A 13,875-nucleotide genomic window follows, 5' to 3' on the forward strand; every position below is an offset into this window, starting at 1 on the left:
ATGGTGGTATTGAATCGCGCTGCCACGGTGCGGTCACTTCACCTGAACGGCGGCTTGCGGCGTTTCTGGGACTTTCCGCCGGAAGGAGCGGCGCCGGACGCGCCTGCGATCTTCATGGTGCACGGATTCCGCGGCGACCACCACGGACTGCTGCGGATCATCGAAGCGCTTCCGGCCTACCGCGTTCTTGCGCCGGACCTCCCGGGCTTCGGTCAGTCCGAGCCCCTGGACGGGACGCACGACGTCGCGGCGTACGCTGCGTTTGTCCGGAGCAGTATGGACCGGCTTGCCCTCGGTCCCCAGACGGTGCTGGTGGGTCACTCCTTCGGGTCCATCATCGCGGCCAGGGCCGCGGCAGACGCTCCCGGCGCCTTCAGCGCGTTGGTCCTCATCAACCCGATCAGCGCTCCAGCCCTCGAAGGGTCCAGTCGGATTGCCACCCGCCTGGCGGAGCTGTACTACCGCCTTGGCGCAGCTCTTCCCGAGCAGGCGGGACAGGCAGTGCTGCGCAACCGCATCATCGTGCGTGCCATGAGCGAGCTGATGGCTAAAACCCGGGACCGCCCGCTGCGGCGGTGGATTCACGCGCAGCACCGCGCCTATTTCAGTGCGTTTGCCTCCCGGGAGGTTGTCCTGCAGGCATTCACAGCGTCCATCAGCGCGACTGTCCGGGACAGCGCCCGCCGATTGCAACTTCCGGTGCTCCTGATCGCCGCTGAGAGGGATGACCTCGGGACGGTGCAGACGCAGCAGGAGCTTGCGGCGCTGATGCCGGACTCCACACTCGTGGTGCTTCCGGAGGTGGGTCACCTCGTCCATTACGAAGCGCCTGATGCCGCGGCCGGCCACATCGCCGATTTCGTAGAGTCGAGGACCCGATGAAAATCCTGATCGATGCCAGGTTCACCCGCACCGACCACCACGACGGCATCAGCCGCTATGGAGCCAGCCTCATTGAAGCGCTCGCACATCGGCCGGACGCCGAGGTAACCATGTTGGTTCATGACCGTCGGCAATTGGCCCTGCTACCGGACGTTCCGCACGTGATGATCAACAGCCCGCTCTCCCCCGCCGAACTGTTCGTCTCCTGGCGCATCAACCGCCTGGAGCCGGACGCCGTGTTCTGCCCGATGCAGACCATGGGCTCGTTCGGGCGCCGTTACCCGCTGGTGCTCACGCTTCACGATCTCGTCTACTACCAGAACCGCACGCCGCCGGGCTTTCTGCCCCTACCGGTCCGGGTTCTGTGGCGGCTGTACCATCTGGCCTACTGGCCGCAGCGGATGCTTCTGAACCGGGCCGACGTCGTTGCCACCATCTCGGCGACCACCCGTGCCCTGATGGAGACGCACCGGCTGACGCGGCGCCCGATCCGGATAATTGGCAATGCCCCCCAATCAGGTGCCGTACCGCGGTCACCGGAACCGGCTCCGGACAAGTCGCTGCTCTACATGGGATCCTTCATGCCCTACAAGAACGTGGAGACCCTGCTGGCCGGGATGGCAGGCCTGCCCGACTACACGCTTCATCTGCTGAGCAGGATTACGCCTGATCGGCGGGCGGAGCTCGAAAGGCTTGTACCCGCCGGAGCAACAGTGGTCTTTCACAATGGCGTCAGCGACCGGGACTACGATCAGTTGCTGCGCTCTGCCACTGCCCTCGTGACGCTCTCCCGGGCTGAGGGTTACGGACTTCCCGTCATCGAAGCCATGGCGGTGGGTACCCCCGTTGTCGCTGCTGATACGCCCATATTCCGCGAGGTAGGAGGAACAGCGGCGTTGTACGTGCAGCCGGATTCACCCGAAGAGTTCACCAGTGCCATCCGGGCGCTTGATGATCCGCTGCGTTGGAAGAGCGCGTCCGATGCCGGTCGGGAACAGGCCCTTAACTATTCCTGGGACACCTCGGCTGAGTCACTCCTCGCCGCACTTGAAGAAGCAGCAGGGCTCCACGACGAACCCGCAGGCGGTGGGCGACGACGTTCACGGGCTCGGCAGCGGTGACTGGCTGGAGCACTGAGGCGCTAGAGTGCCCCGACAGGATCGATCCGAACGTGGACAGGTTCGGAGGTCCGCCTGGCCGAGAGCGAAACCCGGCGCGCCCGTAACGCGCCGACGACCTCTGCGGCATCGCGGTACCGGAAGAACACCAGAGTACGGTGCGAGCCCGCCGCTGACTGTTGGCCCGGTTTCTCCGGGCCTGCCGGACCCGCTGCGGCGCGCACTGCCGTTGGACCGACAACCCTGCACGATGGCGGCAGGTCCACTCCTTCAAGGAAGGCCGCCAGTGACTCCAGGGAACCGGTCAGCGCTGCGTATCGCACGGCCGGCGGCAGCCCCAGTTCAGTGCGCAGTTCGAGCTCACGCGCCGCAGCACCGGCAGGATCCCAACGGACCAGGTGGCCGGCAGCGACGTCGTCATCCGCGGTGACAACCACCACACCGCCTGCCGAGGCAGGACGGGCGAGCACCGCAGCGTTGAACCAGCGCTGGAGGGTACTCTCCAGCGCACGCAGGGACTCCCTGCCCAGAAGCGCGTTCCCGTCCAACAGGACCACGGCGGCGTAGCCCGAAGCCGCCACAGGTTCGGCACCCGGGGTTGCCACCACCACTCGGGGCGAATCATCCACCGCATCGAGAATATGATCGCCGGACGAGGAAACGACGACGGCGCCGGGGAACGCCCGGCCCAGTTCCTCGGCGGTTCGCGCAGCGCCGCTGACGGTGGAGCGGAGCCGGCCGCCCGAACATGTTGGGCAACGCCAGGCGTGATCAGGCCGTCCACACCAGCGGCACGCGACAACCGAGCCCCGGCCGGACTGCGCCAGCGGACCGGCGCAGTGCTGACAGCGGGCGGGTTCCCGGCAGTCCTGGCAGGCCAGGGCAGGTGAGAATCCCGTGCGCGCAACCTGGATCAGGACAGGCCCGCGCTGCAGCCCATCCCTGGCGGCGCGCCAGGCCACCGGAGGAATCCGGACCTGGTGCGTCAGCGGTTCGCGGTCGGTGTGAAAAGTATCGGCCGAGTGAAGGACCCGCGGAGCGAGCCGACGCACGGCCGGACGATCAGCGGTAAGGGACTGTGCCCAGCCGCTGTCGATCAGCCGCTGGGCCTCGACGCTTCGGGAGGCTGAAGCAATCAGCAGTCCGCAACCTTGCAGTTCACTGCGCAGCAGCAGCACCTCGCGGGCGTGCTGGTAAGGGGCGCGTGGTTCACTGTGTGACTCATCATTGTCGTCCCAGAGGCACACGAGCCCCAGGTTCCGCACAGGTGCATAGGCGGCGGACCGCGTACCCACCGCCACTCTGACCTGTCCATGCAGGAGTTTGAGGAAGTTGCGGTACCGGGGGGTGGGGCCGTCTTCGGCGGTAAGCCGGACGAACTCATCCGCACCGATGCGCGCACGAAGTGCCTCTTCAACACGGCCGAGGTCCCGCTGGTCAGGAACAACGACGACGGCGCCACGCCCCGCCGCCCACACTGCATGTACCGCTTCAGCCATTTCCGCCGGCCACCCGGCCGGCCCGTAGCCTCCGAGTGTCGTCAGTACCGCGCGCGGACTCTCACCTTCGGTCAATCGTGCCAGGAACGACGTGCCGTTGACGTACCGGTCGTACACAGAGGGCTGACCGGCCTGTGCGGGCACATCGGGGGGAACCGTCCCGTCAACTGTGAACTCCTTCTCCACGCGGGCCACCCGCGGAGGCACTGCTGATCGAAGGACATCGCTGACGGAGCCGGCGTAACGGGCCGCCACGGCGGCTGCAAGTGCCAGGATTTCAGGGGTCGCCACCGGATGCGCAGACACCACCCTGGCCAGCGGCAGCAAACGTGCCGGGCTGTCGGAGACGGCAAGCCGTTCGATGATGAACGCCGCATGCTCCCGCCCGGCGAAGCGGACTTTGACCCGGGCGCCAGGGACGGCGGCGTCGTCGTCCAACGCCGGAACCAGGTAATCAAACGGACGGTCAAGATGCGGCAGTGGTGAATCAATCAGAACCCGGGCGACTGGCAACTCGGCTGCGACCGGGGACGTACCGCGCGGAGCCGCCGGTGCGCTGAAGCCCTGCAGCAGCGAAAGCTGCCGTCCATCGTCGGAACTCATCGGTTCGAAGGTAATACCTGCCTACGCGTTGAAGTAGCTCTTGAGCTCGTCGGTGCGGTCCGTGAGTTCCCAGTTGAACCCCTCGCCCTCGCGGCCGAAATGCCCGTGCGCGGCGGTCTTCTGGTAGATGGGCCTGAGCAGGTCAAGAGAATTGATGATCGCCAGGGGGCGGAGGTCAAAAATTTCGTTGATAGCCGAGCCGATTGCAGCGGGATCGACCTGCTCGGTACCGAAGGTCTCCACGTAAATGCCGACCGGCTGCGCCATGCCGATTGCGTACGCGATCTGGATCTCCGCGCGGCGGGCAAGCCCGGCAGCCACCACATTCTTGGCGACCCAGCGCGTGGCGTAAGCGGCCGATCGGTCAACCTTTGACGGATCCTTGCCGCTGAACGCACCGCCGCCGTGACGGGCCATTCCACCGTAGGTGTCCACAATGATCTTCCGTCCGGTCAGTCCTGCGTCTCCGACCGGCCCGCCGATGACGAATTCACCGCCCGGGTTGAGGATATGGCGGACGTTTGAAACGTCGAGCTGGGACGTTGCCAGGACTGGGTTGATCACGTGCTCCACGAGGTCAGCCCGCAGGGTTCCAAGGTCGACTCCCTGGGCGTGCTGAGAAGAAATGACCACCGAGTCGACGCTGACCGGCCTGTCGCCGTCGTAACCGATTGTGACCTGTGTCTTGCCGTCCGGGCGCAGGTAGGACAGCGTGCCGTTCTTCCGGACATCGGTGAGCTGCTCGGACAAGCGGTGGGCCAGCCAGATGGGCGTCGGCATCAGGACGGGCGTCTCGTCGCTGGCGTACCCGAACATGATCCCCTGGTCCCCTGCACCCTGGGCATCATAGGGGTCGGTGCTGGTACCCTCCCGTGTTTCGAGCGACCTGAACACGCCTGAGGCGATCTCGGGAGACTGCTGACCAATGGAAACGGACACACCGCAGCGCGCTCCGTCGAAGCCATTCGCTGATGAGTCGTAGCCGATTCCCAGGATGGTCTTGCGCACGATCTCCGGGATTTCGACGTACGCTTCGGTGGTCACCTCGCCGGCCACGTGGACCAGGCCCGTGGTCACAAGGGTTTCCACCGCTACACGGGACCGTGGGTCCGCCGCCAGCAGCGCATCCAGAATGCCGTCGCTGATCTGGTCACAGATCTTGTCGGGATGGCCCTCAGTCACCGATTCCGAGGTGAACAATCGCAAGGGATGGCTAGGCGTATGGGGTGAATTCACGTGATCACTCTACTTGGTCGGATGAGGTCCCCAGCATGGCAGCAACCCGCGCAAGGATGACGGCTGCAACGCTGGTCTTGCTCCCGCTCACGGTCTCCGGCTCCGCGCCGCCCGCGTCCAAAATAGTCACCTCAGTGGAATCCTGACCAAAGACCAGTGAGCGACCCACCCTGTTCAGTATCAGCAGGTCGCAGCCCTTGCGCTGCAGTTTCTGCTGTCCGTGCGCAAGAGGTGTGGCGTCGTCGTCGCCCGTTTCGGCAGCGAATCCGACAATCACCGCAGGAGATTCCAGCTCTGCGCGCTGCTGCACCACTTCCACGAGGATGTCCGGGTTACGAATCAGCGTGATCACAGGGTTCTCACCGTCGTCGCGCTTTTTGACCTTCGTATCCGAGACGGTGTCCGGTCGGAAATCAGCAACGGCCGCAGCCATGATCAGTGCATCCGACCGCTGCGCCAGCTTGAGCGTGACTTCCCGCAGCTCTTCGGCGGTTTCCACGACCGTGAGCTGCGCACCGGGCGGAGGCTGCACTTCCAGATGGGCCGCAATGAACTGCACGGTAGCGCCCGCCTGAAGAGCGGCCGCGGCAAGCGCCACCCCTTGCTTCCCGGAGGACCGGTTACCAAGGAAACGCACCGGATCGAGCGGTTCGCGGGTGCCGCCTGCGGTGATGGTGACCGTGCGGCCGGCCAGCGGACGTGCTGCCCCGGCCGGCGTGCCCGAAGCTGCCCCCAGCGCGGCAGCGAAAATGTCGTCAGGCTCCGGGAGCCGCCCCGGTCCGCTGTCCGCGCCCGTCAGGCGGCCTACCGCCGGCTCCAGAACGACGGCGCCACGGGCCCTCAGCGTCGCAACGTTCGCGGCGGTTGCCGGATGCTGCCACATTTCGGTGTGCATGGCCGGCGCGTACACAACCGGTGCCCGGGTCACCAACAAGGTTCCCGTGAGGAGGTCATCCGCCATTCCGGCGGCTGCGCGGGCGAGCAGGTCGGCGGTTGCAGGAGCGACGACCACGAGATCCGCCTCCTGGCCTAACCGCACATGGCGGACCTGGTCGACGGCGTCGAACACATCGTTGCTGACCCGGTTCCCCGACAGCGCCTCCCAGGTGGCCGTGCCCACAAAGCGCTGCGCTGCATCGGTGGGAATGACCGTCACCTCATGGCCGGCTTCAGTGAACAAACGCAGAAGGGACGCCACCTTGTAGGCGGCGATCCCTCCTCCAACTCCCAGGACGATACGCACGTCGAGTCTTCTCGCTGACCGGCGGAGCGCTTACTCCGACGCTTCCGCCGGTGCAGCTACGAGCATTCCCTCATTGATCTCGCGCAGGGCGATCGACAGGGGCTTCTCATTCAGCTTGGTCTCGACAAGCGGCCCGACGTACTCGAACAGGCCCTCGTGCAGCTGCGAGTAGTAGGCGTTGATTTGGCGGGCACGCTTGGCACCGTAAATCACCAGGGCGTACTTCGAATCCGACGCCTCGAGCAGGGAGTCGATCGGCGGGTTGATGATGCCTTCGGGCTGAGTAGACACAAAATCTCCAATAGTCGCTGGGCCGTAAAAGCCACTGCGCGTTGCGTTTTACTGCGAGTGCGCGGTGAGGCCCATCAATGAAACAAGCTCATCTGCTGCGCGCTGAACATCGTCATTGATCACGGTGTGATCAAATTCCGGTTCGGCAGCAAGTTCCAGTTTAGCGGTTACCAGGCGCTGCTGTTGTTCCTCGGCGGTTTCGGTACCCCTGCCGATGAGCCGCCGGACCATTTCCTCCCAGCTTGGGGGCGCGAGGAACACGAAATTCGCTTCCGGCATACTCTCCTTCACCTGTCGCGCGCCCTGCAGGTCAATCTCGAGGAGAACCGATTTTCCGGCCTCCATCGCTGAATTGACCGTGCGTCTCAGGGTGCCATAGCGGTTCCGCCCGTGCACAACGGCCCACTCCAGCATCTGGCCCGTTTCCACCAGGGAGTCGAACTCTTCCGGCGACACGAAGTGATAATGAACTCCCTCCACCTCACCCGGACGGGGAGCGCGGGTTGTCGCCGAGACGGAGAGTTCCACCTCCGGGTAATTGTCACGGATGTAGGTCGAGACAGTCCCTTTGCCCACAGCCGTTGGGCCCGCAAGCACGGTCAGCCGCGGCTGATTCACGAATACTTCTTTCTCTAGTGGCGGTTGTTCGCCGGGTGGTTCGTCAAATGTTCAACGAGGGCCTTGCGCTGGTGGATTCCCAGCCCGCGAACCCTGCGGGTAGCTGCGATTCCCACTGCGTCCATGATGCCCGCGGCCCGCTTCTCCCCCACACCGGGCAAGGCCTTGAGTAAATCAAGAACCCGAAGCCTGCCGATCGCTTCTTCATGCGTAGAGCCGTTGATGACCTCATCGACCGTCACTTCTCCCGACTTCAGCCGGGACTTCAGCTCCGCCCGGACGGCCCGGGCCGCAGTTGCTTTTTCCCGCGCCAGTGTTCGTTCGCTATCGGTGAGAGGTTTCAGGCTCACTCGGGCTCCCTAGGCAGTTGAAACCGTCGGCCAAGCACCGGCAGTGACGGGTCTGGAGTTTGGGCTTGCACTGAACCTATCTGCTCGGCTGACTGAAAATCAATCCGTTCCGGGCTCGGCGACCCCGGACAGGTCCACCGCGCTTTGCGCCGTGGCGACCGCCTGGCGAAGTCGTGCCGCGTCGGGACCGGAGCTAAGGATCTCCCTGCTCGAGTTGGGCAGGATCACTCCGGAGGCGCCCGCGAAGGTTTCCAGAAGCTCCTGGCGCCCGGCACCCTGCGCCCCCACGCCGGGAGCGAGAATCGGCCCGTTCAGCGTGCCCAGGTCGAGCCCAAGCCGACGCACCGCTGCCCCTGCGGTCGCGCCGATCACCAGACCCACCGAACCCGGGGTGCCGCCTTCGTTCTCTGCAGCCGCTGCCTGGACTATGCGGCGCGCAACCGAGTCCTCGCCGCCCACATGCTGCACGGACGCGCCCTCCGGGTTGGAGGTGAGGGCCAGGACAAAGACTCCGCGACCCGTCTCACTGGCCGCGGTCAAGGCCGGGCGAAGCGACTCGAACCCCAGGTACGGGCTCAGGGTGAGGGCGTCCGCTGCCAGTGCGGACCCGTCTCGGAGCCAGGCATCGGCATAGCCGGCCATGGTTGATCCGATGTCCCCGCGCTTGGCGTCTGCGATTGTCAGCACCCCGGCCGCGGTGCTGTGCTTCAGCAGCCGCTCGAGGACGGCCATTCCGCGGGAACCGTGCCTCTCGAACAGGGCAACCTGCGGCTTCACGACCGCCACACTTCCCGCGACCGCCTCCAACACCGTCTCCGAAAAAGTGTCCAGCCCGGCGGGGGTATCGGGAAGGCCCCACGCCGCCAGCAGTGAGGGGTGCGGATCGATTCCGACGCACAGGCTTCCGAAACGCCCGACGGCGGCCGCCAGCCGCGATCCGAACGTCACCTTATGCTCCGGCCGGGTCCGGAACGGTCTCGCCCCGGATAGCCCGTGCGTGGTCCTGCAGGCTTGTGACCGACCACTCGTAGGTGCGCAGCGCCTCGATTGCCTGCACCGCCGCGTTGAACTCAGCGACGGTGGTGATGCACGGAATGCCGATCGAGGTTGCGGCAGCGCGCAGCTGGTACCCGTCGCTGCGAGCCTCCCCGCCTGAGGGCGTGTTGAAGACCATATCGATTTCACCGGCGACCACCAGGTCCGCAATGGTTCCCTCGCCCTCTGCACTGCTGCCTTCGGCGACTTTCCGGACAGGAGTGGCCTGAATGCCATTGCGGCGCAGCACATCGGCAGTGCCGCCGGTGGAGACGATCTCGAAGCCGAGATCCGAGAGTCGCTTGACACCCATGATGATCGAACGCTTGTCCCGGTTGGCCACGGAGACGAACACTTTGCCCTGGGTGGGCAGGGCGTTGTTGGCAGCGGCCTGGCTCTTGGCGAAGGCGGTATCGAAATGCTTGTCAATACCCATGACTTCACCGGTCGAACGCATCTCAGGACCCAGCAGCGAGTCAACCACTGTGCCCTCCGGCGTGCGGAAGCGGCTGAACGGAAGCACCGCCTCCTTCACGGACACCGGCGCGGATAGCGGCAGCTGTGAGCCGTCACCGTTTTCAGGCAGGATTTTATAGGCAGTCCTCAGCTGGTGGATGGTGACACCGGTGCCGATGAGCGCGGCGGCCTTCGCCATCTGGACACCCGTGGCCTTCGAGACGAACGGGACGGTACGCGAGGCGCGCGGGTTGGCTTCGAGCACGTACAGCACATCTGTTGCAAGCGCGAACTGGATGTTGATGAGACCGCGGACGCCGACGCCCTCGGCAATGGCGCGGGTTGCTTTCCGGACCCGATCCAGCACATCGGTACCCAGAGTGATCGGGGGCAGCACGCACGCGGAGTCTCCGGAGTGGATGCCGGCTTCCTCGATGTGCTCCATAATGCCGCCGAGGTACAGGTCCTTGCCGTCGTACAGCGCATCGACGTCGATCTCCACGGCATCCTCGAGGAACCGGTCAATCAGGACCGGATGGTCCGCAGTGATTTCTGTCGCGTTGGAGATATAGCGGGACAGGTTCGCCTCGTCATACACGATCTCCATGCCGCGTCCACCCAGCACGTACGACGGCCGGACCAGGACCGGATAGCCGATCTCGTCGGCAATGGCCCGGGCATCCTCAAAGGAGACTGCCGTACCGTTCTTCGGGGCTATCAGTCCGGCCTCGGCCAGGACCCGCGCAAACTCACCCCGGTGCTCAGCCAGGTCGATGGCCTCAGGCGACGTGCCGAGGATCGGGATGCCGGCATCGGCCAGCGCCTGGGCAAGCTTCAACGGCGTTTGGCCGCCTAGCTGCACAAAGACACCCATGACCCCGCCGGTCCGTTCCTCTGCGGCAATCACTTCGAGGACATCCTCCAGCGTGAGCGGCTCGAAGTAGAGTCGGGTGGAGACGTCGTAGTCCGTGGAAACGGTCTCCGGATTGCAGTTGACCATCACCGTCTCATAGCCGGCCTTGCGCAGCGCCATGGTCGCGTGGACGCACGAGTAGTCGAATTCGATGCCCTGTCCGATGCGGTTCGGGCCGGAGCCCAGGATGATGATGGACGGCTTGGCGTGCAGGCCCACCTCGTCCTCTTCGTCGTAGGACGAATAGTGGTACGGCGTGTACGCCGCGAATTCGGCTGCGCAGGTATCTACAGTCTTGAAGACCGGCCGGATGTCGAGGGCATGACGTACGCCCCGCACCACTGCCTCCGGCGTATGCGTGAGGAGGCCAATCTGCTCGTCGGAGAAGCCGTGCCGCTTCGCCAGTCGCAGCGTGTCAGGCTTGATCCCTTCCAGGCGGACGGTCGCAGCCACCTCGTTGAGGAGGACGAGCTGGTCCAAAAACCACGGATCGATACCGGTGGCCTCATAGAGGTCTTCAATGCTCGCTCCTCCGAGGAGTGCCCGCTGCACCTGGGAGAGACGCTCCGTCGTCGGGCGCTTTGCCGCCTCGATCAGTTCGGGGACGTCGAATTCGCTGACCGGATCAAAGGTCAGCTGTGAGCCCTTTTGTTCCAGGGAGCGCAGCGCCTTCTGCAGCGCTTCGGTGAAATTTCGGCCCATCGCCATCGACTCGCCGACAGACTTCATGGTGGTGGTCAGCGTGTCATCTGCGGCGGGGAACTTCTCGAACGCGAACCGGGGAACCTTGACCACAACGTAGTCCAGTGTCGGCTCGAAGGACGCCGGTGTCTTGCGCGTGATGTCATTCGGGATTTCGTCGAGCGTGTACCCGAGGGAGAGCTTCGTGGCGATCTTCGCGATGGCGAATCCGGTGGCCTTCGAGGCCAGGGCCGAGGACCGCGAGACGCGTGGATTCATCTCGATAACCACGACGCGACCGGTACCTGGCTCAACCGCGAACTGGATGTTGCAACCGCCCGTGTCCACGCCCACTTCACGGATGACCGCGATCGAGATGTCCCGCAGGCGCTGGTACTCACGGTCGGTGAGTGTCAGGGCCGGCGCCACGGTAATGGAGTCGCCGGTATGGACCCCGACCGGGTCGAAATTCTCGATGGAACAGACGACGACGACGTTGTCCTTCTTGTCGCGCATCATTTCCAGCTCGTATTCCTTCCACCCGAGGATGCTCTCCTCAAGCAGTACCTCGCTGGTAGGGCTGTACTGCAGGCCCTGACCCACAATGCGCCGCAGGTCCTGCTCGGTGTAGGCAAGGCCGGAACCGAGACCACCCATGGTGAAGGAAGGGCGGACCACCATCGGGTATCCGAGATCCTCCGCAGCAACGAAAGCTTCCTCCAGGGAGTGAATAATGGCGGACCGGGCCGATTCCGCGCCGCAACGCTCCACGACGCCCTTGAACTTCTCGCGGTCCTCGCCGAGCTCGATCGCAGCGATGTTCGCGCCGATGAGTTCCACACCGTATTTCTCGAGTACGCCGTTCTTGTCCAGGGCGATCGCCGTGTTGAGCGCGGTCTGGCCGCCCAGCGTGGGAAGGATCGCGTCCGGACGTTCCTTCGCGATGATCTTCTCGACCACTTCCGGCGTAATCGGCTCAACGTAGGTTGCGTCGGCGAACTCCGGATCGGTCATGATCGTTGCCGGGTTGGAGTTGACCAGGATGACCCTCAGGCCTTCCTCCTTCAACACGCGGAGCGCCTGGGTGCCTGAATAGTCGAACTCGGCCGCCTGGCCGATGACGATGGGCCCCGATCCGATGACCAGGACGGAGGTGAGATCGGTTCTGCGGGGCATCTAGATTTCTTCCTGCGCGGGGGTGGGAGCTTTGGAGACTTCGGAGGCATCAAGCTTGCCGGAGCCGTCGCCGGAGCGGGCAGCTTCGGCCATGAAGTCGATGAACCTGTCAAACAGGTACGCGGAATCATGCGGGCCGGCAGCCGCTTCCGGGTGGTACTGCACCGAGAACGCCGGCAGATCCAGGCACGCGAGGCCCTCGACGACGTCGTCATTGAGGCACACATGGCTCACCTCGACGCGGCCGAAGCGTTCCTCAGGGGCGGTAACCGGTCCCTCGAGTGGTGCGTCCACCGCGAACCCGTGGTTCTGGCTGGTGATCTCTACCTTGCCCGTACGCCTGTCGAGTACGGGCTGATTGATCCCCCGGTGCCCGTAACGCAGCTTGTACGTTCCGAAACCGAGTGCCCGGCCAAGGATCTGGTTGCCGAAACAGATACCGAAGAACGGCATCCGCGCGTCGAGAACGTGGCGCAGTAGCGAAACCTGGGCGTCCGCGGTTGACGGATCCCCCGGCCCGTTTGACATGAAGACCCCATCGGCACCGACGGCCACGACGTCGTCGTAGGTTGAATCTGCAGGCAGCACCACTGTGCGCACACCGCGCTGGGCAAAGTGCTTCGGTGTCATGGCTTTGATCCCGAGGTCCAGGGCCGCAACCGTGAACCGTGGCTCGCCGTCCCAACCGTGGTCGGAGGGCTCCACAACGTAGCGTGCGGTGGCGCTCACTTCCTCCGCGAGCCGGAACCCCTCCATGCTGCGCTGGCCTTTCACCTCGGCGAGGAGCTCAGCATCACTGCGTGCGGCGTCCGGTCCGGAGAAGATGCCGGCCTTCATAGCGCCGCGCTCGCGCAGGTGGCGGGTGATGGCACGGGTATCCACACCCTGAATACCGACGACGCCCTGTTCGGTCAGCTCGTCATCGAGGCTTTTCTCGGACCGCCAGTTGGAGGGGCGCCTCGCCGGGTCACGCACAACGTAGCCGGCCACCCAGATCCGCCGGGACTCGGCGTCGTCCCGGTTCACCCCGGTGTTGCCGATGTGCGGTGCCGTCTGCACTACGAGCTGCCGCGCGTAGGAGGGATCCGTGATGGTCTCCTGATACCCGGTCATGCCGGTAGCGAAGACTGCCTCGCCCAGAGCCGTTCCGGGCGCTCCGTAACTGAGTCCACGAAAGGAACGTCCGTCCTCCAGAATCAGAACCGCCTCTGCACCGGCGCCTGCTACTCCCGCGTGTGTTGTCACTGTATTTCCTTGCTCGTGGGGTTGGTGAGGGGGTCAGCGTCCTCAATCAGTGCGCTGATTGCGGCCAGAAGCTGAGTCTTGTCCGCGGAATACCGGGTTCGGAAGCCGGTATCAAAGGTCTGGGAATCCAGGGTCCATGACACAACCACCAAACCGTCCTTTTCAACGAATTTTCCGGCCATGCCGCGCTCGAGCCGAACGTCTGAAAGATTTTCCTTGGCGATGTACACCTCGCTATCACCGGTGCGGTCAAACAGGAGACCGTGCGCATACACGGCTGCGGTCGCTGTTGCCTTATTGCCCAAACCATGGGCTGTGACGCGGTCAAGCCAGTCACCGCCGGTGGTGGTGACCACGTATTGCCCTTCCGCAGCATAGAGCGGTGTCCCGGGATTGCCGGGAAGACCGGCAGGAGCCTGCAGCCCCTGCTGGCGCAGCTGGCGATTGCGCCAGCCAAGGGCCATCAGTCCCACCACCAGCACGATCGCAATCAGTGAGATGACGACCGCGGTTGTTGCTACGTCCACGC

General features: G+C 64.7%; 12 protein-coding genes. 2 read left to right on the forward strand and 10 right to left on the reverse strand.

Annotated features, from left to right (window positions below):
- Nucleotides 1-882 (forward strand): alpha/beta fold hydrolase, encoded by an 882-nt coding sequence (locus ACZ2GY_RS09175; protein ID WP_471671731.1) that lies wholly within the window; start codon nucleotides 1-3, stop codon nucleotides 880-882.
- On the forward strand, nucleotides 879-2,003 hold the full coding sequence (locus ACZ2GY_RS09180) for a glycosyltransferase family 4 protein (protein WP_471671732.1): 1,125 nt from the start codon (nucleotides 879-881) through the stop codon (nucleotides 2,001-2,003). Before ACZ2GY_RS09175 ends, ACZ2GY_RS09180 begins: the two co-directional genes overlap by 4 nt.
- 20 nt (nucleotides 2,004-2,023) lie before the next feature.
- On the opposite strand, the gene ACZ2GY_RS09185 is transcribed toward ACZ2GY_RS09180, so the two are convergent.
- The 10 genes from ACZ2GY_RS09185 to ACZ2GY_RS09230 form a co-directional block, all read right to left on the reverse strand.
- A complete protein-coding gene (locus tag ACZ2GY_RS09185; protein ID WP_471671733.1) occupies nucleotides 2,024-4,102 on the reverse strand; it encodes a primosomal protein N' in 2,079 nt (692 codons plus the stop codon).
- Nucleotides 4,103-4,123: 21 nt separating this feature from the next.
- Complete coding sequence (gene metK, locus ACZ2GY_RS09190) at nucleotides 4,124-5,338, reverse strand: methionine adenosyltransferase (RefSeq protein WP_471671734.1); 1,215 nt, start codon at nucleotides 5,336-5,338, stop codon at nucleotides 4,124-4,126.
- A gap of 4 nt (nucleotides 5,339-5,342) precedes the next feature.
- A complete protein-coding gene (gene coaBC / locus ACZ2GY_RS09195; RefSeq protein WP_346028245.1) occupies nucleotides 5,343-6,581 on the reverse strand; it encodes a bifunctional phosphopantothenoylcysteine decarboxylase/phosphopantothenate--cysteine ligase CoaBC in 1,239 nt (412 codons plus the stop codon).
- A gap of 30 nt (nucleotides 6,582-6,611) precedes the next feature.
- A complete protein-coding gene (gene rpoZ / locus ACZ2GY_RS09200; protein WP_026544007.1) occupies nucleotides 6,612-6,872 on the reverse strand; it encodes a DNA-directed RNA polymerase subunit omega in 261 nt (86 codons plus the stop codon).
- A 48-nt stretch (nucleotides 6,873-6,920) separates the two neighbouring features.
- Nucleotides 6,921-7,490, reverse strand: coding sequence for a guanylate kinase (gmk, locus tag ACZ2GY_RS09205; RefSeq protein WP_056549449.1), 570 nt, complete (start codon nucleotides 7,488-7,490; stop codon nucleotides 6,921-6,923).
- Nucleotides 7,491-7,504: 14 nt separating this feature from the next.
- Nucleotides 7,505-7,840, reverse strand: coding sequence for an integration host factor, actinobacterial type (gene mihF, locus ACZ2GY_RS09210; protein ID WP_277357319.1), 336 nt, complete (start codon nucleotides 7,838-7,840; stop codon nucleotides 7,505-7,507).
- 99 nt (nucleotides 7,841-7,939) lie between these two features.
- Entirely contained in the window at nucleotides 7,940-8,788 is an 849-nt protein-coding gene (pyrF, locus tag ACZ2GY_RS09215; RefSeq protein WP_346028244.1) for an orotidine-5'-phosphate decarboxylase, read from the reverse strand.
- A gap of 1 nt (nucleotide 8,789) precedes the next feature.
- Nucleotides 8,790-12,101: a carbamoyl-phosphate synthase large subunit gene (gene carB, locus ACZ2GY_RS09220; protein ID WP_471671735.1), complete on the reverse strand. Its 3,312-nt coding sequence runs from the start codon at nucleotides 12,099-12,101 to the stop codon at nucleotides 8,790-8,792.
- The gene (gene carA, locus ACZ2GY_RS09225) at nucleotides 12,102-13,346 is read right to left on the reverse strand and encodes a glutamine-hydrolyzing carbamoyl-phosphate synthase small subunit (RefSeq protein WP_471671736.1); all 1,245 of its coding nucleotides are present in this window, start codon (nucleotides 13,344-13,346) and stop codon (nucleotides 12,102-12,104) included. It lies immediately after the preceding gene.
- A complete protein-coding gene (locus ACZ2GY_RS09230) occupies nucleotides 13,343-13,873 on the reverse strand; it encodes a PH-like domain-containing protein (RefSeq protein ID WP_277357315.1) in 531 nt (176 codons plus the stop codon). Before ACZ2GY_RS09230 ends, carA begins: the two co-directional genes overlap by 4 nt.
- Nucleotides 13,874-13,875: the final 2 nt, after the last annotated feature.

The organism is Arthrobacter sp. KKT183, from assembly GCF_055657625.1.